The organism is Neisseria sp. P0018.S001, assembly GCF_051957355.1.
In the GTDB taxonomy this organism is placed as follows: Bacteria; Pseudomonadota; Gammaproteobacteria; order Burkholderiales; family Neisseriaceae; genus Neisseria; species Neisseria subflava_A.
Map to the genome: position 1 here is coordinate 1 of NZ_JBQCWN010000003.1, position 21,808 is coordinate 21,808.

24 protein-coding genes are annotated in these 21,808 nt (G+C 48.9%); 18 read left to right on the plus strand and 6 right to left on the minus strand.

Annotated features, from left to right (window positions below; translation table 11 throughout):
* From ACTHTJ_RS02805 to nqrM, 17 genes are all read left to right on the plus strand, one after another.
* On the plus strand, nt 1-341 hold a 341-nt coding region (locus ACTHTJ_RS02805), incomplete at its 5' end, for a transposase (RefSeq protein WP_440360769.1).
* 239 nt (nt 342-580) lie between these two features.
* Entirely contained in the window at nt 581-877 is a 297-nt protein-coding gene (locus ACTHTJ_RS02810) for a helix-turn-helix domain-containing protein (protein ID WP_003680870.1), read from the plus strand.
* Between the two features lie 19 nt (nt 878-896).
* Nucleotides 897-3,455, plus strand: coding sequence for a [protein-PII] uridylyltransferase (gene glnD, locus ACTHTJ_RS02815; RefSeq protein WP_440360768.1), 2,559 nt, complete (start codon nt 897-899; stop codon nt 3,453-3,455).
* Nucleotides 3,456-4,245: 790 nt separating this feature from the next.
* On the plus strand, nt 4,246-4,677 hold the full coding sequence (locus ACTHTJ_RS02820; RefSeq protein ID WP_070713483.1) for a pilin: 432 nt from the start codon (nt 4,246-4,248) through the stop codon (nt 4,675-4,677).
* 93 nt (nt 4,678-4,770) lie between these two features.
* Nucleotides 4,771-5,244, plus strand: a complete 474-nt coding sequence (locus ACTHTJ_RS02825) for a pilin (protein ID WP_070713485.1) — start codon at nt 4,771-4,773, stop codon at nt 5,242-5,244.
* Between the two features lie 401 nt (nt 5,245-5,645).
* The gene (locus tag ACTHTJ_RS02830; RefSeq protein WP_003684427.1) at nt 5,646-6,128 is read left to right on the plus strand and encodes an Lrp/AsnC family transcriptional regulator; all 483 of its coding nucleotides are present in this window, start codon (nt 5,646-5,648) and stop codon (nt 6,126-6,128) included.
* A 117-nt stretch (nt 6,129-6,245) separates the two neighbouring features.
* Nucleotides 6,246-6,842: a DUF1415 domain-containing protein gene (locus ACTHTJ_RS02835; protein WP_070584822.1), complete on the plus strand. Its 597-nt coding sequence runs from the start codon at nt 6,246-6,248 to the stop codon at nt 6,840-6,842.
* Between the two features lie 14 nt (nt 6,843-6,856).
* Complete coding sequence (locus ACTHTJ_RS02840; RefSeq protein WP_070584821.1) at nt 6,857-7,216, plus strand: YbaN family protein; 360 nt, start codon at nt 6,857-6,859, stop codon at nt 7,214-7,216.
* 442 nt (nt 7,217-7,658) lie between these two features.
* Nucleotides 7,659-9,077, plus strand: a complete 1,419-nt coding sequence (locus ACTHTJ_RS02845; protein ID WP_070584818.1) for a sodium:proton antiporter — start codon at nt 7,659-7,661, stop codon at nt 9,075-9,077.
* 337 nt (nt 9,078-9,414) lie between these two features.
* Nucleotides 9,415-10,758: a Na(+)-translocating NADH-quinone reductase subunit A gene (locus tag ACTHTJ_RS02850; RefSeq protein ID WP_070584816.1), complete on the plus strand. Its 1,344-nt coding sequence runs from the start codon at nt 9,415-9,417 to the stop codon at nt 10,756-10,758.
* A gap of 2 nt (nt 10,759-10,760) precedes the next feature.
* On the plus strand, nt 10,761-11,993 hold the full coding sequence (locus ACTHTJ_RS02855) for an NADH:ubiquinone reductase (Na(+)-transporting) subunit B (RefSeq protein ID WP_070584814.1): 1,233 nt from the start codon (nt 10,761-10,763) through the stop codon (nt 11,991-11,993).
* On the plus strand, nt 11,986-12,762 hold the full coding sequence (locus tag ACTHTJ_RS02860) for a Na(+)-translocating NADH-quinone reductase subunit C (RefSeq protein WP_070584812.1): 777 nt from the start codon (nt 11,986-11,988) through the stop codon (nt 12,760-12,762). The genes ACTHTJ_RS02855 and ACTHTJ_RS02860 overlap by 8 nt, the downstream gene beginning before the upstream one ends.
* Entirely contained in the window at nt 12,762-13,388 is a 627-nt protein-coding gene (locus tag ACTHTJ_RS02865; protein ID WP_063069109.1) for an NADH:ubiquinone reductase (Na(+)-transporting) subunit D, read from the plus strand. Before ACTHTJ_RS02860 ends, ACTHTJ_RS02865 begins: the two co-directional genes overlap by 1 nt.
* Nucleotides 13,389-13,391: 3 nt before the next feature.
* Complete coding sequence (gene nqrE, locus ACTHTJ_RS02870; RefSeq protein ID WP_003684365.1) at nt 13,392-13,985, plus strand: NADH:ubiquinone reductase (Na(+)-transporting) subunit E; 594 nt, start codon at nt 13,392-13,394, stop codon at nt 13,983-13,985.
* A gap of 13 nt (nt 13,986-13,998) precedes the next feature.
* Nucleotides 13,999-15,216 carry an NADH:ubiquinone reductase (Na(+)-transporting) subunit F gene (gene nqrF / locus ACTHTJ_RS02875; protein ID WP_004519569.1) on the plus strand — a complete coding sequence of 406 codons (1,218 nt, stop codon included), beginning with the start codon at nt 13,999-14,001 and terminating at the stop codon, nt 15,214-15,216.
* Nucleotides 15,217-15,348: 132 nt separating this feature from the next.
* Nucleotides 15,349-16,416, plus strand: coding sequence for an FAD:protein FMN transferase (locus ACTHTJ_RS02880; protein WP_083297198.1), 1,068 nt, complete (start codon nt 15,349-15,351; stop codon nt 16,414-16,416).
* Nucleotides 16,417-16,433: 17 nt separating this feature from the next.
* Nucleotides 16,434-16,655: a (Na+)-NQR maturation NqrM gene (gene nqrM, locus ACTHTJ_RS02885; protein ID WP_003680888.1), complete on the plus strand. Its 222-nt coding sequence runs from the start codon at nt 16,434-16,436 to the stop codon at nt 16,653-16,655.
* A 225-nt stretch (nt 16,656-16,880) separates the two neighbouring features.
* Here nqrM and rpmG read toward each other — a convergent pair whose 3' ends face one another.
* The 6 genes from rpmG to ACTHTJ_RS02915 form a co-directional block, all read right to left on the minus strand.
* Complete coding sequence (rpmG, locus tag ACTHTJ_RS02890; RefSeq protein WP_003684373.1) at nt 16,881-17,036, minus strand: 50S ribosomal protein L33; 156 nt, start codon at nt 17,034-17,036, stop codon at nt 16,881-16,883.
* Between the two features lie 30 nt (nt 17,037-17,066).
* Nucleotides 17,067-17,300 (minus strand): 50S ribosomal protein L28, encoded by a 234-nt coding sequence (rpmB, locus tag ACTHTJ_RS02895; protein ID WP_002216391.1) that lies wholly within the window; start codon nt 17,298-17,300, stop codon nt 17,067-17,069.
* A gap of 250 nt (nt 17,301-17,550) precedes the next feature.
* Nucleotides 17,551-18,879 (minus strand): branched-chain amino acid transport system II carrier protein, encoded by a 1,329-nt coding sequence (brnQ, locus tag ACTHTJ_RS02900; protein WP_070584810.1) that lies wholly within the window; start codon nt 18,877-18,879, stop codon nt 17,551-17,553.
* Nucleotides 18,876-19,778, minus strand: coding sequence for a segregation and condensation protein A (locus tag ACTHTJ_RS02905; RefSeq protein ID WP_070584808.1), 903 nt, complete (start codon nt 19,776-19,778; stop codon nt 18,876-18,878). The genes brnQ and ACTHTJ_RS02905 overlap by 4 nt, the downstream gene beginning before the upstream one ends.
* 92 nt (nt 19,779-19,870) lie before the next feature.
* Nucleotides 19,871-20,338, minus strand: coding sequence for a hypothetical protein (locus ACTHTJ_RS02910; RefSeq protein ID WP_070584806.1), 468 nt, complete (start codon nt 20,336-20,338; stop codon nt 19,871-19,873).
* A gap of 13 nt (nt 20,339-20,351) precedes the next feature.
* Nucleotides 20,352-21,128 (minus strand): tRNA threonylcarbamoyladenosine dehydratase, encoded by a 777-nt coding sequence (locus tag ACTHTJ_RS02915; protein WP_003748819.1) that lies wholly within the window; start codon nt 21,126-21,128, stop codon nt 20,352-20,354.
* 186 nt (nt 21,129-21,314) lie between these two features.
* On the opposite strand from ACTHTJ_RS02915, the gene ACTHTJ_RS02920 reads away from it, so the two are divergent.
* Nucleotides 21,315-21,779 (plus strand): universal stress protein, encoded by a 465-nt coding sequence (locus ACTHTJ_RS02920; RefSeq protein WP_003680896.1) that lies wholly within the window; start codon nt 21,315-21,317, stop codon nt 21,777-21,779.
* The last annotated feature ends 29 nt before the right edge of the window (nt 21,780-21,808 follow it).

The following is a 21,808-nucleotide window of genomic DNA, read 5'->3' on the forward strand; positions in this document are numbered from 1 at the left end:
TGCTGGAAGGTATTGCCGAAGGTACGACCGTCTATGCCGACAAAGGCTATGACAGTAAGGAAAACCGGCAACATCTGGAAGGGCATCAGTTGCTGGACGGCATTATGCGCAAAGCCCACCGCAACCGCCCGCTGACGGAAGCACAAACCAAACGCAACCGATATTTGTCGAAGACCCGTTATGTAGTCGAACAAAGCTTCGGTACGCTGCACCGTAAATTCCGCTATGCCCGGGCAGCCTATTTCGGGCTGATTAAAGTGAGTGCAAAAAGCCATCTGAAGGCGATGTGTTTGAACCTTTTGAAAGCCGCCAACAGGCTAAGTGTGCCTGTTGCCGCCTAAAAGGCGGCCCGGATGCCTGATTATCAGGTATCCAAGGGGGATTAAGGGGGTATTTGGGTAAAATCAGGAGTAATTAGGAGCGGAAATAGACGAAAACCTATGTTTGGATTTCGGCTGTCGGGGGAAAAGGAATTTTGCAAAGGTCTCAGGCCGTCTGAAACTTTCAGACGGCCTTTTCTTTCCTCTAGCAAAAATAGTATAAAATCTCCTTATCGTTCAAATCATAAACCCAAAACACCATGGTCAACAAACTCACTCCCCCTCCCAGTCTGCCCGATCCGCAAGACCTCCGCGCCGTTATCGCCTACAACATGCGCCTCTACCGCGTCAATCACGGCTGGTCGCAAGAAGAACTCGCACGCCAATGCGGACTCGACCGCACCTACGTCTCCGCCGTCGAGCGCAAACGCTGGAACATCGCCCTTTCCAACATCGAAAAAATCGCATCCGCACTCAAAATCGCCCCTTACAAACTTCTCCTTCCGCCGCAAGAAATGCTCCGCCAAATGACCGAGCCTGCCGACACCCAAGCCTAATTCAAAACCAGATACCATCATGACCGCCGCCCAACAAGCCATCCAAACCTACCGGCAGCAAAAAGCCGCAGCAGAAACTGCCTACCGCCAAAACAACCGCCCTACCGTTTACTTCCGCGACCATATCACCGCTGCCGAAACCCTGCTGCAAACCCTCTGGCAAATCCACTTTCCCGACAGCGACGACATCAGTCTCATTGCCATCGGCGGCTTCGGGCGTTGCGAACTCTATCCCCATTCCGACTGGGACTTAGCAATTATTTCCTCGGCCCCATTTTCAGACGGCCTGCAACAACAAACCGCCCAATTTATCCAAACCCTTTGGGACGCACGCCTCAATCCCGCCATCAAAAGCGGCAGCATAGAAGAAATCCTCCAAAGCACCCAAAACGACATTACCGGCGAAACTGCCTTTCTTGAAGCACGCCATCTCCAAGGCAATGCTAACCTTACCGCCCAACTTCTAAACAAACTCAATACACGCCGCGACACAGCCGCCTTTATCGAAGCCAAACTCCTCGAAATGGAGCAACGCCATACCAAATCCCAAGGCACAGGCGCACAACTCGAACCCAACATCAAAACCTGCCCCGGCGGCCTGCGCGACATCCACACCCTTATCTGGACAGCCAAAGCACAAGGCATAGACAGCAACCCCACCGCCCTCGTTACCGCCGGCGTCCTCACACGCACCGAAGCCGGCATGCTGGCTCATGGCTACCGCCGTCTCGCCAATATCCGCATTCATCTCCACCTTACCGCCGGCCGCCCCGAAGACAGGCTGCTTTTCGACTACCAGTCCCAAGTTGCCGAAAGCTTAGGCTATACCCAACCCGACATCCGCGGCAGAAGCGAAGCCCTGATGCACACCTTCTACCGCGCCACCAAAGCCATCAAACAACTCAACGGCATCCTCATTCCGGTTCTCAAAAACCATCAAACCTCCAGCCGTCCCCAACATATCCACCCTATCGACAGCCGCTACAAACGCATCGGCCACCAAATCGCCGCCAGCGACCTTGCCCTGTTCGAACAAAATCCCGAACACATCTTCACCATCATCCAAACCATGCAGGAGCAAAACATTACTACCATCGAGCCGCAAACCCTGCGCGCATGGTGGGCGGCCACACGAAAAATCAATACCCGTTTCACCCAAAATCCAGAAAACCGCCGCCGCTTTATCCAATTCTTCAAACACGGTACCGGCCTTACCCAAACCCTCCGTTTTCTCAACCTCTACGGCGTACTTGGCCGCTATCTCCCCGCATGGGAGAAAATCACCGGCCTGCTCCAACACGACCTCTTCCATATTTACCCCGTAGACGACCACATCCTGACCGTCGTCCGCAATATGCGCCGTCTCGCCATCGAAACCCATAGCCACGAAATGCCCGAGGCCAGCGCCATCATGCAGGCCTACCCACGACCACATGTCCTCTACACCGCCGCCCTGCTGCACGACATCGCCAAAGGCCGTGGCGGCGATCACGCCAAAGAAGGCATCAAAGACGCACAACAATTCGCCGCCAACCACTACTACACCGAAGAAGAAAGCTACCTCCTCGCATGGCTGGTTGAAAACCACCTGCTCATGTCCACTGTTGCCCAAAAAGAAGACATCCAAGATCCCCATGTCCTCCAAGCCTTCTGCCGCCGTATTCCCACACGCGAATACCTCGACGCACTCTACCTGCTTACTATTGCCGACATCCGCGGTACCAACCCCAAACTTTGGAACACATGGCGCGCCAGCCTGCTCCAAACCCTCTACCACAGCACCGCCGCCGTTTTACACAGCAAACACCACGATCCCGAACGCCTCCCCAACCGACGCGAACAAGCCTCGACCGATCAGCTCACACGCGCGGCCGTTCCACTCAAAAACCAACAAAAACTCCGCCGCATCCTCGGCAGCGCATACTACGTCCGCCATCAAACGCGGGAAATCCTCTGGCACACCGCAAACCTCGCCTACGACACCCAAAGTCCGGCCGTCCGCAGCCGCATCCTTCCCCAAAGCAACAGCCTTCAAGTCATGGTATTCATGCCCAATGGCGACCGCCTCTTCGCACGCCTCTGCCGCATCTTCAGCAGCCACCGCTTCGACATCCAAGCCGCCCGCGCCTTCATCACCGAGCACGACTACATCCTAGACACCTTTATCCTCCAACTTCCCGACAATCTCCCACCCGAAGAATATCCCGACCGCCAAAGCGCACTCGAAGCCGAACTCAACAGCTTCATCCACGGCAATACCACCGTCCAAAAACAAAGCGGCCGCCCGCACATCAGCCGCCGCATCCGCCACATCCCCATTCCGCCTACCGTAATCATCACCCCCGAAGAAGATTATCCCGGCTGGCATACCATAGACATCACCGCCGTCAACCGCCCCCATCTCCTCGCCGACATCGCCGAGACCTTCTTCGCACACAACATCAGCCTGCGCTACGCCAAAATCACCACCTTGGATCAGCGCATTGAGGACAGCTTCATCACCTACAGCCCATCCCTGCAAGACCCGCAAACCCAAAACACCCTAAAACAGGCATTGATCGAAGTCTTGACCCCATAAAGGCCGTCTGAACATCTTAAAAACATAGGGTGAGCATTTTTTGCTCACCCTAATCACACCCAAAAATATAAACATCCTGAATATACTCTTTTAAAACACTCAAGAAATCCAAAACTTTAAAATTCAAAACAGACCATTGCTCTGACATAAAACTACATTCTAAAATCATAACCCAAATGAATATAATTCTAATAACAAATTTTCATTCACCTATTATACCAAACCCTCGTTAAAAATCCTTCCTTCCAAATCTTTTCCTCATCCATATTCAAACAAAATACGTATACAAAATAAAACCCATAAAAAACAAAAAAATAAAATCACAAAATATTAAACCTACCGATTAATCCATAAAGATACTGCCTATCTAAATCAATTAATATATTATTGAATAAGCTTAATTTCTAACAAAAAACGTCACACATCCAAACTTGCCTCCTTTCCCTGTCACAAAAAACACAAAACTGACAAAAAACGTCAACCACCCAAATTCCCTAAAATCCTGAAACTTTCAAACAAAACCTCATAAAACTTAAAAATTAAAAAATAAACCAAATAAAAACAATGAATAAAAAATAAAAAATAAAATTTTTAATCAATTTTGCGAACTTGGCACACAGACTGCTTGTAACAACACATCCGATAAGGCCCAAGCCTCAAAGCAGCAAGCCCGACGGAAGCTGTATATTCCTTCTTACTTATGGTTTACTCATAATACATAGTGCCAAGCACATTACGGACTTTTTACTTAAACACAATTATTCACACTTTCAAACTGGAGTTTTAAACAATGAAAGCAATCCAAAAAGGTTTTACCCTGATCGAATTGATGATCGTCATCGCCATCTTGGGCATCTTGGCCGTAATCGCTCTGCCTGCATACCAAGACTACACCATCCGCGCCAAAGTATCTGAAGGCTTGAGCTTAGCCGAGCCTGCAAAATTGGCTGTAGCAGAAACTGCTTCTGCTTTGGGTGGCCTGAAAGCAATTACTGCCACCAATACTGGTTACACTTTCCCACAAAAAGGTACTAGCTATGTTAAGAGCATTGCTATTACACCAGGCTCTGGCATAATCACAGTTACTACTCAAAATACAGGTGCGACTAAACAGCCTGTACTGACTCTGACTCCTGCTCAAGCAAACTCTGAGTCTCCAATTACTTGGACATGTAAATTTAAAGACAGCGAAGCTAAACACGTTCCTGCTAACTGCCGCTAATATTGGTATTGCAGCCTGAATAAAAGCAAATCCCATAACGCGGTTATGGGATTTGCTTTATAAAAATAAAAAACTTAAAAACGATACGCTCAAATGAATACCCCATTTCAAGCCCAAAAAGGTTTTACCCTGATTGAGCTGATGATAGTTATCGCCATCCTCGGTATTCTGGTTGTTGTCGCCATACCCACTTATCAAAACTATACCGGTAGGGCGCAAGCCTCCGAAGCACTATACCTTGCCGATGACCTGAAAACCGAAATCAGTATCGCTTCTGCAGTAAATAACCGCCTGCCAAATGCAGAGGATGTCAGCAAACAAGGCACAATCGGTGTTACCGCTCAACGCATCGGCGGCACATACATCCAAAACGGTGGTGTAACGGTAGAAGCAGATACAGGCAAAATCAGTATTCCTTTCGATAAAGGGCAAAACAAAGGAAAAGTCCTGACCCTGACCCCTTATCGAAATAATAACGATTCGACTTGGTTGCTCAACTGGCAATGCGGCGGAACGCTGGATCCGATGATGGTTCCCGCCATGTGCCGAGACAACTCACACGGATAAGAACCAAGCATATACCCTAAGAAAAACACAAAAATACATTGCAAAGAAAACACCCAAACAAAGCCAAATACAAACGCGGAAAGCGAACAAACCAAAAGAACAAAACTCTCCAAAACAAGGTCCTTAAGAGCCTGAATGATCACATTACGAAAATAAATGCCGTCTGAAATCATTTTCAGACGGCCTCTTTATATCCAATCCTAATATGACATAAAACTTTGGCTTTGATTAGTTTCAGACGGCCTTCATCTTTTCACAACTACATAAAACAAATTCGCAACACCCCTGATAAGACAATTTGTCGCACATCTGAACTCAATATATAATTTAACCATGCAAGTCTTTATTTTTAAGCATTTTTCATTTTCAAAACATATATTATCGACACTGGGAGAACCATCATGCCTCATCTAAACTTGGATAAAACGGATTTAAAGATTCTGCAGGTTTTGCAGGAAAATGGGCGGTTGAGCAATGTTGAGCTTTCTGAAAAGGTGGCGCTCTCCCCTTCTCCCTGTCTGCGCCGTCTCAAACAGCTTGAAGATGCGGGCATAATTCAAAAATACGCGGCCCAGCTTTCTCCCGTATCTTTGGGCTTGGGCTTGCAGGCTTTTATCCGTGTTTCAATTAGCAAGGCAAAAGATGCACGCGAGGATTTTTCCGAATCTGTCCGCGCTTGGCCTGAAGTATTGAGCTGCTTTGCTTTAACGGGCGAAACCGACTATCTGCTCCATGCCTTTTTTACCGATATGAACGCGTTTTCCCATTTTGTTTTGGACACGCTGCTTTCGCACCACGGCGTGCAAGATGCGCAATCAAGTTTTGTGTTGAAAGAAATTAAAAACACGACCGCTCTGCCTTTGGTTCATTTGGTTCAGGATTAATGATTTGAAACTGATAAAGGCCGTCTGTTGTTCAGACGGCCTTTTAAATTCCAATGGTTTGCTTTCACGTCCATACACTTGTATACTTTTTAAGAATAATTCACATAAGCTTTTACTATGACTGACACCGCCCATCTCGATATCGATACTGTTTCAGAACATACCAAACAATGGCTGGAAAAAGCCGTTATCGGCCTGAATCTTTGCCCGTTTGCCAAAGCGCCGCACGTTAAAAACCTGGTTCGCATCGTTGTCAGCGAAGCCCGTCATTTGGACGGTTTTCTTGAAGATTTGGATCGTGAATTGCAGCTTTTGGGCAATACGCCCGCTTCGGAATTGGAAACCACTTTACTGGTTCATCCGACGCTATTCCCTGATTTTGAAACCTTCAACCAAATGCTGGAAATTGCCGATGATGCCGTTGTAGAAAACGAATTGGAAGGCATTGTCCAAATTGCACCGTTCCATCCCGATTTCCAATTTGAAGGCACTGAAGCCGACAACATCAGCAACTACACCAATCGCTCTCCCTATCCGACCTTACATCTTATTCGTGAAGACAGTATTGCCAAAGCGGCTGAAGCATTTCCCGATGCCTCGGCAATTTTTGACCGTAATATCGCGCTGCTGGAAAAAATGGGGCACGAGGGCTGGGATAAGTTAGATATTCCGCGTTGTCCATTTCCACATCACAAGCTGTCTGAAAACAAATAATTGGTGATGGGAATATGGTTCGCTATTTGTTGATTTTTTGCGGCGCATTGTCGCTCGTCTTGGGCATTATCGGCATTTTCCTGCCATTACTGCCGACTACGCCTTTCATTTTATTGACCGCCGCCTGCTGGGCAAAAGCTTCGCCGCGCTTTCACAATTGGCTCTATCATCACCGCCATTTCGGCCCGATCATACAAAACTGGGAAAATAACGGATCCGTTCCACGCAAGGCAAAGTTTTTCGCTATCGGCATGATGGCCCTTTCTTGCCTGTTTATGTTTTGGCAATTTCCAGAACGCTGGTGGATTGGTGCCGTTTCATCAATCTTCTGTAGCTGCGTGGCAGTGTGGATGTGGTTACGGCCGGAGGCATAAAATAAAACAGGTGGGCATTTTCGCTTACCTGTTTTTTATTTTCACACCCAATTTATCCATTAAAACAATCAGTAAGAACTAAAACACCCTATTTCATCCTCATTTTTCAGACGGCCTCCATTTATTCAATCAAATGTAAATTTTAGCTAAAATTAATTCAAAGTATTTTTTCGATAGCATTATTTCCAAAACTTCAAACTCCTGTTTCAAAACCATTTTTTTACTACCTCCTACTACTTCTATCGCTTTTATTTCTTTATTTGTATCAACATTTCTTTAGATTCCAACACTCTAAACCGTCCCTTAACACTTGCTTTGCGTTATACTTTCCCCTGACACCACCGCGCAGTTCGTCTGGATATTTTCAGACGGCCTGAATATTTCACCGCCGTGCTTTCTCAACGAAGTTTCTAACGGCGCAACAGAATAAAAAGGAAATACTATGCGCTCTCTCTCATTTTTACTGCTTCTTGCCGCCTTTCCTGCTGCGGCATCCGATTTTGACGGCTCATCCGCAAGCCTGCTTTGGGGTCTGCCGTTTGCACTGATTCTCTTGTCCATTGCACTCGGACCTCTGTTTTTCTCCCGTATTTGGCACCATCACTTCGGCAAAATTACAGCGTTTTGGACGCTGCTGTTTTTAACGCCGTTTATCATCACCTTTGGTTTCGGAGCCGGCGTACATACCGTTACCCATGCGTTGGTTGAAGAATATATCCCCTTTATCCTGCTGCTTTTGGCGCTCTATACCATTTCAGGCGGTATTTTTGTCAGCGGCGATTTGCACGGCTCGCCTAAATTGAATACAACCCTGTTGGCAGTCGGCACGGCTTTGTCTTCCATCATGGGGACAACAGGCGCGGCGATGTTGATGATTCGTCCGCTTTTGAAAGCCAACCATAAACGCCACTACCGCGTTCACATCGTGATTTTCTTCATTTTCTTGGTGGCGAATATCGGCGGAGGTCTGACTCCTTTAGGCGATCCTCCGCTGTTCTTAGGATTCCTGAAAGGCGTAGATTTCATGTGGACGGTCAAACACATGCTGCTGCCTGTATTGATTAGTTCTGTGATTTTGCTGGCCGTTTTCTACATCATCGACAGCCGACATTTTCATCGTGAACAACGCGAACACCTTATCCCTGCTTCTACCGAAACCGAAGAGAAAGTCAAAATTTACGGCAAATGGAATTTTCTGTTACTGGCCGGTGTTGTCGGCGCGGTTTTATTGTCCGGCTTGTGGAAACCAAATCATCCGGGCTTTGAAATCTTGGGCAGCCATTATGCCTTGCAAAACCTGATGCGCGATGGCATTTTGCTGGCTTTGACCGCCGTATCTTGGATTATTACGCCCAAACAGGTCCGCGCAGGCAATGAGTTCAACTTCGAGCCGATTGCCGAAGTGGGCAAACTGTTTTTGGGTATTTTCATTACCATTTCGCCTGTTTTGGCGATTTTGAAAGCCGGCGAAACAGGCGCATTGGCTTCCGTTGTTTCTTTGGTTCACGACGCGGCAGGCAATCCGATTAATGTGATGTATTTCTGGATGAGCGGCATTTTGTCGGCATTCTTGGATAACGCGCCGACTTATTTGGTGTTCTTCAATATGGCCGGTGGCGATGCCCAAGCCTTGATGACAGGCCATCTGTTCCATTCGCTGCTGGCAGTATCCATGGGCTCCGTATTTATGGGTGCGCTCACTTATATTGGTAATGCGCCGAACTTCATGGTCAAGGCCATTGCCGAACAACGCGGCGTACCGATGCCTTCCTTCTTCGGCTACATGGCATGGTCGGTGATTGTATTGGTACCGCTGTTTGCCCTGCATACGATGATTTTCTTCGTTTGGCAGCTCTTTTAAACTTAGAGGCCGTCTGAAATTCAGACGGCCTTTTATTTTCAGCTATATCATCAAATATAGCGTTTAAATATCAATCAGTTAAAAATTATTTCCCTTAACACTCGATTACATATTCCTACTTTTCTCCCACTTTTCCCGTAAAAATAAGCGTAAAACTGACATAAAGCAGCCTATACCTGATAAAATCTAAAGCTTTGTTGTTTGCGTTTATTCGTTGTTTTTATAGCAAACCTCTGCTTTTTTCAGACGGCCCATCCGTTGTTTCAACGCATTACATGCCGTCTGAAAAAACAATCCGACATCCGAATCTCAACCCACCAAAAAGTAACGCATCCTTATGATTAAGATAAAAAAAGGCTTAGACCTGCCTATCGCAGGCAGACCGGAGCAAGTCATTTATGACGGCCCGGCCATTACCGAAGTCGCGTTGCTTGGCGAAGAATATGTCGGCATGCGCCCCTCGATGAAAATCAAGGAAGGCGAAGCCGTCAAAAAAGGCCAAGTGCTGTTTGAAGACAAAAAGAATCCGGGCGTAGTATTTACTGCTCCGGCTTCAGGCAAAATCGCCGCGATTCACCGTGGCGAAAAGCGCGTGCTTCAGTCAGTCGTGATTGCCGTTGAAGGCAACGACGAAATCGAGTTCGAACGCTACGCACCTGAAGCGCTGGCAAAATTGAGCAGCGAAGAAGTGCGCCGCAACCTGATCCAGTCCGGTTTGTGGACTGCGCTGCGCACCCGTCCGTTCAGCAAAATCCCTACCGTCGATGCCGAACCGTTCGCCATCTTCGTCAATGCGATGGATACCAATCCGCTGGCTGCCGATCCTACAGTCATCATCAAAGAAGCCGCTGAAGACTTCAAACACGGTCTGTTGGTATTAAGTCGCCTGACCGAACGCAAAATCCATGTGTGTAAAGCAGCAGGCGCAGACGTGCCGTCTGAAAATGCTGCCAACATCGAAACACATGAATTTGGTGGCCCGCATCCTGCCGGTTTGAGTGGCACGCACATTCATTTCATCGAGCCAGTCGGTGCGAACAAAACCGTTTGGACCATCAATTATCAAGATGTAATTGCCATTGGCCGTTTGTTTGCAACAGGCCGTCTGAACACCGAGCGCGTTGTTGCCTTGGGCGGCTCTCAAGTCAACAAACCACGCCTCTTGCGTACCGTTTTGGGTGCGAAAGTATCGCAAATTACTGCGGGCGAATTGGTTGATGCAGACAACCGCGTGATTTCCGGCTCAGTATTGAACGGCGCGATTGCACAAGGCGCGCACGATTACCTCGGCCGCTACCACAATCAGATTTCCGTTATCGAAGAAGGCCGCAGCAAAGAGCTGTTCGGCTGGGTTGCGCCACAACCAGACAAATACTCCATCACGCGCACAACCCTCGGTCATTTCCTGAAAAACAAACTCTTCAAGTTCAACACAGCCGTCAACGGCGGCGACCGCGCCATGGTACCGATCGGCACTTACGAGCGCGTGATGCCCTTGGATATCCTGCCTACCCTGCTCTTGCGCGATTTAATCGTCGGCGATACCGACAGCGCTCAGGCACTGGGTTGCTTGGAATTGGACGAAGAAGACCTCGCTTTGTGCAGCTTCGTCTGCCCGGGCAAATACGAATACGGCCCGCTGTTGCGCAAAGTGCTGGAAACCATTGAGAAGGAAGGCTGATTATGGGCTTGAAACATTTTCTTGAAAAAATCGAACCGCACTTCCTGCCGGGCGGCAAACATGAAAAATGGTATGCCCTCTACGAAGCTGCGGCGACGATTTTCTATACATCCGGCGCGGTAACGCGCAAAGCGGCCCACGTCCGCGATGCGCTCGACTCCAAGCGCATGATGATTTTGGTGTGGCTGGCTTTGTTCCCCGCCATGTTCTTCGGTATGTACAACGTCGGCGCGCAGGCATTCGGTGCGTTAACGCCTGATTTGTTACAACAAAATATCGCCAACGACTGGCATTACGCCCTTGCCAACGCTTTGGGCATCAATATGTCGTCTGAAGCGGGCGTGTTGGGCAAAATGCTGTTCGGCGCGATTTTCTTCCTGCCGATTTACGCGACTGTATTTGTCGTGGGCGGCTTCTGGGAAGTTTTGTTCGCCACTGTGCGCAAACACGAAATCAACGAAGGTTTCTTCGTGACTTCGATTCTGTTTGCTTTGATCGTTCCTCCTACCCTGCCTTTGTGGCAAGCGGCTTTGGGTATTTCTTTCGGCGTTGTGGTTGCGAAAGAAGTATTCGGCGGTACAGGTAAAAACTTCATGAACCCTGCTCTTGCAGGCCGTGCGTTCCTGTTCTTCGCCTACCCTGCCAATATTACCGGCGATACCATTTGGACTGCGGTTGACGGCTATTCCGGTGCCACTGCTTTGGCGCAATGGGCGGCACACGGTGCAGACGGCCTGAAAAATGCCGTTACCAATCAATCCATCACTTGGATGGATGCGTTTATCGGTAACGTACCCGGCTCAATCGGCGAAGTATCCACTTTGGCGCTCTTAATCGGCGGCGCGTTTATCGTGTTTACCCGCATTGCCTCTTGGCGCATTATCGCCGGCGTGATGATCGGTATGATTGCCATGTCTTCTCTGTTTAACTTCATCGGTTCGGACACCAACGCCATGTTCTCCATGCCTTGGTACTGGCACTTGGTGGTCGGCGGCTTCGCCATCGGTATGCTGTTTATGGCGACCGACCCTGTTTCCGCTTCCTTTACCAATGTCGGCAAATGGTGGTACGGCGCGCTTATCGGCGTAATGTGCGTATTGATCCGCGTGGTCAACCCTGCTTACCCCGAAGGCATGATGTTGGCGATTCTGTTTGCCAACCTGTTTGCCCCGATTTTCGACTATTTCGTCGCACAAGCGAACATCAAACGCAGAAAGGCGCGCAGCAATGGCTAAGAAATTCGATAAAGACAGCTTCAGCGGCACGCTGATTGTGGTATTGGTTGTCAGCCTGATTTGTTCCATCATCGTTGCTGGTGCGGTCGTTGGCTTGAAACCAATCCAAGAGAAACAAAAACTCCAAGATAAACAAGGCTATATCTTGAGCGTAGCCGGTTTGATGGATAAAAACACCGACATCAGCAAAACCTTTGCCGAGCGTATCGAGCAACGTGTCGTGGACTTGGCTACCGGCGAATACGTCGCCGATGCGCCTAAAGACTTCAGCGCACGCGTTGCCGGCAAAGACCCTGCCCAAAGTATTCAAATCAAACCTGAAGACGATTTGGCAGGCATCAAAAGCCGCGCCAAATACACTGAGGTTTACTTGGTAAAAGGCGAAGACAGTAAAGTCAGCCAAATCATCCTGCCTATGCACGGTAACGGTTTGTGGTCTGTCATGTACGGTTTTGTCGCCATTCAACCTGACGGCAACACCATCAACGGCATTACCTACTACGACCAAGGTGAAACCCCGGGTTTGGGCGGCGAAATCGGCAACCCTCTGTGGCAACAAAAATTCGTCGGCAAAAAACTGTTTAACGAACAAGGCAAATTTGCCCTGCATGTCGGCAAAGGCGCAAGTTCAGACAAAGAACATGGCGTAGATGCCCTCTCCGGCGCGTCGCTGACGTCTAAAGGTGTACAAGGTTCGTTCGACTACTGGTTCGGCGAAAACGGCTATATCCCCTATCTGAACAAATTGAAATCAGCAGGAGCACAATAATGGCTGACATGAAACGCTTGAAACATTTGATGTTTTCACCCTTTATCGACAACAACCCGATTGCCTTGCAGGTTTTGGGTATTTGTTCGGCTTTGGCGGTTACCACCAAACTTCAGACGGCCATCGTAATGGGTATTTCCGTAGCTTTGGTAACCGGTTTTTCCAGCTTCTTCATCTCGCTGGTACGCAACTACATCCCCAACAGCATCCGTATTATTGTGCAAATGGCGATTGTTGCTTCCTTGGTAACGCTGGTTGACCAACTGCTTCAAGCCTTTGCTTATGAGCTGTCCAAACAGCTGTCTGTATTCGTCGGCCTGATTATTACCAACTGTATCGTGATGGGCCGTGCCGAAGCATTCGCCATGAAAGAGCCACCGCTGGAAAGCTTGGTTGACGGTATCGGCAACGGCGCCGGTTACGGCTTGATGCTGATTATCATCGCAACCATCCGCGAACTGATCGGCTCAGGCAAGCTCTTTGGCTACACCATTTTCCAAACTGTACAAGATGGTGGCTGGTATCAAACCAACGGCTTGTTCCTGCTCGCCCCTAGCGCGTTCTTCATCATCGGCTTCTTGGTATGGGGGCTGCGCACTTGGAAACCTGAACAGGCGGAGAAATAACACATGGAACATTACTTAAGCCTCTTTGTAAAATCCGTCTTTCTGGAAAACATGGCACTTTCCTTCTTCTTGGGGATGTGTACGTTTTTGGCGGTATCTAAGAAAGTATCCACTGCATTCGGTTTGGGCGTGGCTGTAACTTTCGTACTCGGCCTGTCCGTCCCTGCCAACCAACTTGTTTACTCGCTGTTAAAAGACGGCGCGCTGGTTGAAGGCGTGGATCTGACCTTCCTGAAATTCATCACCTTCATCGGCGTGATTGCCGCTTTGGTGCAAATTTTGGAAATGTTCTTGGACAAATTCGTCCCTGCCCTCTACAACGCATTGGGTATCTATCTGCCTCTGATTACCGTAAACTGCGCGATTTTCGGTGCCGTATCGTTTATGGCGCAACGCGAATACAACTTCGGCGAGTCCGTTGTATACGGTTTCGGTGCAGGTCTGGGCTGGCTTTTGGCTATTGTCGCTTTGGCGGGCATTACCGAAAAAATGAAATATTCGGATGTCCCTAAAGGCCTCAAAGGCTTGGGCATTACCTTTATCGCCGCTGGCCTGATGGCAATGGCGTTTATGTCGTTCTCCGGCATCCAGTTATAAGAAAGGAATCGGCATGGAGATTATTTTAGGTATTGTGATGTTTACCCTCATCGTCTTGGTTTTGGCACTGATGATTCTGTTTGCCAAATCCAAGTTGGTGAGCGAAGGCGACATCACCATCAAAGTCAATAACGAAAAAGAGCTGACGATGCCTGCCGGCGGCAAACTGCTGGGTGCGCTTGCCAGCCAAGGCATCTTCGTTCCTTCCGCCTGCGGTGGCGGCGGCTCATGCGGTCAGTGCCGCGTTGTCGTGAAAAGCGGCGGTGGCGACATTCTGCCAACCGAGTTGTCCCACATCAGCAAACGCGAAGCGCGCGAAGGCTGCCGTCTGTCTTGTCAGGTCAACGTTAAAACCGACATGGACATCGAAGTACCAGAAGAAGTATTCGGCGTGAAAAAATGGGAATGTACCGTCATCTCGAATGACAACAAAGCAACGTTCATTAAAGAACTCAAGCTTGCCATTCCAGAAGGCGAAGAAGTTCCTTTCCGCGCCGGCGGCTACATTCAAATTGAAGCCCCTCCTCACACTGTTGCCTATAAAGACTTCGACATTCCTAAGGAATACCACGAAGACTGGGACAAATACAATCTGTGGCAATACGTTTCCAAAGTGGACGAGCCGATTTTGCGTGCCTACTCCATGGCTTCATATCCAGAAGAAAAAGGCATCATCATGCTGAACGTGCGTATCGCCACGCCGCCTCCGCGCGTACCTGATGCGCCTCCGGGACAAATGTCGTCTTACATCTGGTCGCTTAAACCCGGTGATAAAGTAACGATTTCCGGTCCGTTCGGCGAATTCTTCGCCAAAGACACCGATGCCGAAATGGTATTTATCGGCGGTGGTGCGGGTATGGCTCCGATGCGTTCCCACATTTTCGACCAGCTAAAACGTTTGAACTCCAAACGTAAGATTACCTTCTGGTATGGTGCACGTTCTAAACGCGAGATGTTCTATGTCGAAGACTTCGACCAACTCGCAGCAGAATTCCCGAACTTCACATGGCACGTCGCTCTGTCCGACCCATTGCCTGAAGACAACTGGGACGGTTACACAGGCTTCATTCACAACGTGGTTTACGAAAACCACCTGAAAAACCACGAAGCACCGGAAGACTGCGAATTCTACATGTGCGGCCCTCCAATCATGAACCAGTCCGTGATCAAAATGCTCAAAGACTTGGGCGTGGAAGACGAAAACATCCTTTTGGACGATTTCGGCGGCTAACAGACAAAAAGGAAGAAACTTCGGTTTCTTCCTTTTTTATTGGCAGGCCGTCTGAAAACCATACTTTCAGACGGCCTGAACCTTTCTTTTACGATACAATAAAGGCTTCAAAAAATAATCCGCAAATCCCTTATGCCGTTTCTTTCAAATTCATTTTACCGTCCGATAATCGGTTGTACCGTTGCCATCGTTTCCGCACTCACGCTCTCTGCCTGCCAACCTGAAAAACAACAAACCATTACCCTGCAAGGCGAGACCATGGGCACGACCTATACTGTCAAATATCTTTCAGACGGCCAAGACAAACTCCCCTCCCCCGCCGAAATACAAAAACGCATTGATGATGCGCTTAAAGAAGTCAATCGGCAAATGTCTACCTACCAGACCGATTCCGAAATCAGCCAATTCAACCAGCTGCGCACTGTCAATCAGGCCATGCCCATTTCCCAAGACTTTGCCTATGTAACCGGCGAAGCCTTGCGTTTAAACAACCTGACGCACGGCGCACTAGACGTAACCGTCGGCCCCTTGGTCAACCTTTGGGGATTCGGTCCGCAAAAAGAAATCACGCACGAACCGACTGCACAAGAAATCCAACATGCTTCAGAAATGGTCGGTACGGACAAACTCAAACTTTCCCAAGACGGACAGCAGCCTACACTGGCGAAAACCCATCCCGAAGTCTATTTAGACCTATCCTCCATTGCCAAAGGCTTTGGTGTGGATAAAACCGCCGCCGAACTTGAAAAACTCAATATCGGCAATTATTTGGTAGAAATTGGAGGCGAGTTGCATGGTAAAGGCCGCAATGCGCAAGGCAACCCTTGGCGTATCGGCATCGAGCAACCCAATATCGTTCAAGGCGGCGCCACTCAAATCACCATTCCATTGGACAATAAATCACTGGCCACATCCGGCGACTACCGCATTTTCCATGTCGATAAGTCAGGCCGCCGCCTTTCCCATATCATCAACCCTAAAACCAAACAACCCATCAGCCACAACCTTGCTTCCATCAGCGTAGTCGCTGAAAACGCCACACTTGCAGACGGCCTTTCAACCGGCTTATTCGTCCTCGGAGAAACCGAAGCACTTAAACTTGCTGAGCAAGAAAATCTCGCCGTTTTCCTTATCATCCGGACCCCGCAAGGCGGCTACCATACTAAAATGTCCAGCGCATTCAAGAAATTACTAAACTAACCTTCAGGAATACACACATGAAAACCCTCCTCCTTACTTTCGGCATTTTTATCATTGTCATCCTCGGCATGGCAGTCGGCTATATCTTCTCCAAACGCACCATCAAAGGCAGCTGCGGCGGCATTTCCTCTCTCGGTATGAAGAAAATGTGCGATTGCGACACGCCATGCGATACCTTGCAAAAAGAGCTGGATAAAAAACAACATTCCGACAACCAAGGCATCAAAGTCGATCATTAAGTCATTGTTGAATGTTTATTAGTGATTTAAGACTGCTTATCCCCTATCAGGCCGTCTGAAAAATAAAAGAGCGTAATCCCAATGGATACACGCTCTTTGTATTTTGCCTCTTCCAAAGCAATCCAAAAATATCTTGCATACACATTTGAAACAAGCCTCCCAAACCAATCGAGAAAAAAGAAAAAGCTCCTGAAAAACAGGAGCTTTTTCTTGGAAGAAACCGGATTATTTCAATTTAGTTTCTTTGTAAATAACGTGTTTACGGGCTACTGGGTCAAATTTTTTGATTTCCAGTTTGCCAGGCATAGTACGTTTGTTTTTAGTAGTTGTGTAGAAGTGACCAGTACCAGCACTGGACTCCAGTTTGATTTTATCGCGCATTGCAGTAATCCTTAATTAATGGTGTTTAAATTAAGCTTCGCCGCGAGCACGCAAATCAGCCAATACGACATCAATGCCTACTTTATCGATGGTGCGCAATGCAGCGTTAGAAACGCGCAGGCGAACCCAGCGGTTTTCACTTTCTACCCAGAAACGACGTGATTGCAAGTTAGGCAAAAAACGACGTTTGGTTTTGTTGTTGGCGTGTGATACGTTATTGCCAGACATCGGGCGCTTACCGGTCACTTTGCAAACTCGTGCCATGGTTAGTCTCCAAACTTCTAAAATAGTAAAACGCGATTTATACCACGAAATCCGCCTTCAGTTCAAGTCGTTTGCTGAAAAAACGGGATTTGTGGAAATAAATCTTCTCAATATGTTGCATCTGCGAAACGGTATTCCGCAAAGCCTTAACTTTTCAATTATAACGGATTTCTTTAAAAAAATCATCTGTCGTTTGCGTGGTCGGCGAAATAAACAGGCCGTCTGAACATTTCAGACGGCCTGTTTATCATCATGCTTTTTTCTTCAACGCCGCATTCAAAATGCAGCCGAGTATAAAGCAGGCTAAAGAGGGAACAACCCACCCTAAACCGATATTGTAAAACGGCAATGCGCGCTCGATGGCAGCCGCGGTTTCGGCATCAAATCCAAACGCGGCCTTATAGGCATCGAGCAAGCCGACCATAAGGGCCGCCATCATGGTGCAGAAATAGACAATACGGCCGCCGCCAAACAGTTTATCTGTCAAGGCCAACAAAATGATGACGATGGTCAGCGGATACAACAGCATCAACATAGGGATGGAAAACTGCAAAATCGCTGACAGGCCTTTGTTGGCCAACAGGATAGACACCACCGTATTCAGTATCACAAAGATTTTATAAGAAATACCCGGGTAAAGACGGTTGAAATATTCGGCGCATGAAGTAATCAAGCCAACCGCCGTACTCAGACAGGCAAGCAACACCATGACACCAAGCAACACAATACCGGCCGTACCGAAATAGTGCTGTGCGGTTTTAGACAAAACCGACGCGCCGTTTTCCTGCAAGCCGATACCGGCCACGCCTGTCGCACCCATATAGCCGATAAACAGGTAAACCACTGCCAAACAAGAAGCCGCCAACACACCGGAAATCGTCGTGGTCTTCAGCAAATCCGCGCGGTTGTCCACGCCCATGGCGCGAACGGCATCGATGACGATAATGGCAAACACCAGCGAAGCCAGCGCGTCCATGGTGCCGTAGCCTTCCAAAATACCTTTGACCAACGGATGCGCGGCAAAATCGCCTTGTGCAGTCTGTGGCATACCCATCGGGTTAATAGCAGCATAGCCGACCAATATTGCAATTGCCAGCAACAAAACGGGCGTAAGGATTTTACCGATACGGTCAACCAGTTTCCCCGGAGAAATCGACAGCCAATAAGTCATACCGAAAAACACCAGGCTGAATACGGCCAATGCGATGCTTTTCCAAGATTCATCAATGAAAGGAGAGATGGCGGTTTCAAAAGATACCGTTGCCGTACGCGGCATGGCAAACAAGGGGCCGATTGCCAGATAAAGCGCGGCGGCAAAAGTCACGCCGTACCAAGGCGCAACACGGGAAGCCAGCGCTTCCACATCGCGCGAGCCGGAATAGCCGACGGCAATCACGCCCAGCAATGGCAACCCCGCCCCGGTCAGCAGAAAGCCGGACATCGCCGAAAGCCAGTTTTCGCCGGCCTGCTGCCCCAAATAAGCCGGGTAAATTAAGTTACCCGCGCCGAAAAACAGCGCAAACAGCATCAAGCCCACCGCCCATAAAGAGGCCTTGCTGCGACTTGTCGTCGAATTCATCTTAAATTCTCTTTTTCCAAATACCCGTTATCGGTTTCATCAGCTTCAAGGCCGTCTGAAAGCATTTCGGCTTCGTTTGTTTCCAAACCGTCTTTCAGGCTGATTTCGATTTCGCCATAATTTTCAGGCTGTACGATACGCACCAAGCCTTCTTTGGCCAATTCCAGCAATGCAATAAAATTGACCACCACATACGTCGCACCCTGCTCTGGCTTAAACAAATCACTGAACTTGCTGATACCGCTTTCGTTCAAACGGCGCAAAATCGCCGTCATCTGCGCGCGCACTGAAATGGTTTCCCGCACCACTTCATGACTGCGCGTATGCTTGGCACGCGACAAAATACCCAACCAAGCCTGCGTCAAATCGGCAACGTACACTTCCGGCAACTTCGCTTCGACCGCAATTTCCAGCGGCAAATACGCCCAAGCAAAATCACGTCCGGCCCGCGGCAACGCGTCCAAGCCTTGAGCCGCCAGTTTCATTTGTTCGTAAGCCAACAGACGGCGCACCAACTCGGCACGCGGATCCGCCTCTTCATCCTCAACTTCTTCAGGGCGCGGCAACAACAGGCGCGATTTGATTTCAATCAGCATTGCCGCCATCAGCAGGTATTCCGCCGCCAAATCAAACTGATATGCCTCCATTTGGGCAATATAGTGCAGATACTGCTCGGTAATCTTCACCATCGGAATATCGAGGACATCGATATTTTGCTTGCGGATAAGGTACAGCAGCAAATCCAACGGCCCTTGGAAGCTGCTCAATACCACCTTCAACGCATCGGGCGGAATAAACAAATCCTGCGGCACATCGGTAACAGGTTGACCGAACACCCACGCAACGGTATGTTCAGACGGCGTTGCGGCAGTGGAAGAAATAAGGTGTTCTGAAGGCATGGTTAAAGGGTCTTTTTCTTTTTAAGTTTAGTAAGAAGTTTCATCAACAAAAGGCCGTCTGAAACAAGGACGACCCGTTTTGAATATAAAAATCAGCGGTTTTTACGATTGATTTGCAAAGAAACGATGGCGACGGCAAAGGTCTGGGCCAAGGCCATGCCCAACAGCGGCAGGCCGGCGAAAACTGTACCCGTCAGTACCGAGCCGATATCTCGGGACAACACAAAACCATCTCTCGCAAGCATCGCCACCATCAAAGCCGACAACAGCAAACTTTCGCAGCCGACCAAAAACCAAATCATTTTAACCGAACGGCGTTTGCGCCATTTCATGATACCGGCGTGCACAAGGCTGAAGATCACGATAGACAGAAACGGATAAAGAAAAGTGGTGAACGGGCGGGTATAACCGCTTTGCACACACAAATAATCGCCCGGCAGCGTATTGCATTCCATCACATCGAGAAACATCGGATCGACAGCATACATCAACACGCCGAACCATACCGCATAAATCAGGCTGGCGATAAAGTAGGCTTTAAAAAATCGGCTCTTCACCATCTTCCCCTACCCCTCACTTCCGCCCTGCGATATGCTCCACCGCCGCCTGCGCACAATACAATCCAAACGAAGCCGTTACCAACATACTCGCACCATAACCCGCGCAGGACAAACCTTGCGGCGCAGCATCGGTCGAACACGCTTCGCCGGATTGCGGCGGCGTAATATTCTCGGTTGAATAAACGCAAGGCACGCGCATTTTTTCTTTGGTATCGCGGCTGAAGCCGTAGCGTTTGCGCAAGGTATAGCGCAAATTGGAAAGCAGAGGGTCGTGGGTAACGCGGCTCAAATCGGCGGTTTGGATTAAAGCCGGATTTTTCTGTCCGCCCGCGCCGCCGCTGATAATAAACGGTTGTTTATGTTGCACGAAATACGCCGCCATCGCCGCTTTGACACGGATTTGGTCAATGGCATCGATGACGAAATCAAAAGGCCGTCTGAAAAGCTCGTCCAGATTGTCTTCGGTCACAAAATCTTCGATTTCCGTCACTTCGCATTGCGGATTGATTTGGGCAATGCGTTCGCGCAAAGCGGTAACTTTTGCCTTACCGAAATCATCGGTCAAAGCGTGCAACTGGCGGTTGACATTCGACTCGGCAACGTTGTCCAAATCAATCAGCGTTAAACGACCGATACCGCTCCTCGCCAAAGCCTCCACCGCCCACGAGCCGACACCGCCGACGCCGACCACGCACACATGCGCACGCGAAAAGCGCGCCAGTGCTTCGTCTCCGTAAAGTCTGGCAATGCCGCCAAAGCGGCGCGAAGAAAGAAAAGCGGCGTCCTGCATAAGTAACCTTGTGATATATCAATAAATTAATGAAAAACGCGACAGGCGATTCGGACAGACATTATACTTGAAAGCAGATGGGCTGTTGTACCCGCCCGAAAGAGTTTATAATCGTTTCACATTCAGACACGTTCTGATTTCATATTAAACGAAAGTGCCGCTACTCGGCGCAAAAGGAGAATAAATATGTACAAACATCTGGTTGTAGCCGTTGACGGTAGCGAGACTTCCCTCAATGCATTGAAACACGCTGCCGAACTGGCAAGCCTCAACAAAGCCCAACTGACTTTGGTTCACGTTGCCAACCCTGCCGAATACATGGCTTTAGCTCCTGAATTCCTGCAACACGAAAGCTACGAAGCCGCCGCAGTGGCTCAAGGTAACGAAGTTTTGGATTTCGCAGAAAAAACAGCGCGTGAAAGCGGCGTTGAAAACATCGTAAAACACCTGTTGGTTGCCAACAAAGGCGCGCGCGAAATGGCGCAAGACTTGGTTGACTACGCCGACAACAACGGTGCAGACCTGCTGGTACTCGGTACACACGGCCGCACCGGCCTGATGCACCTGCTGATGGGCAGCTTCGCCGAGACCGTAATGCGTCAAAGCCACCTGCCTCTGCTGATTATCCGCAGCAAAGCCGAAGAAGCATAATCAAGCATTGATTTAAAATAGCGAAAGGC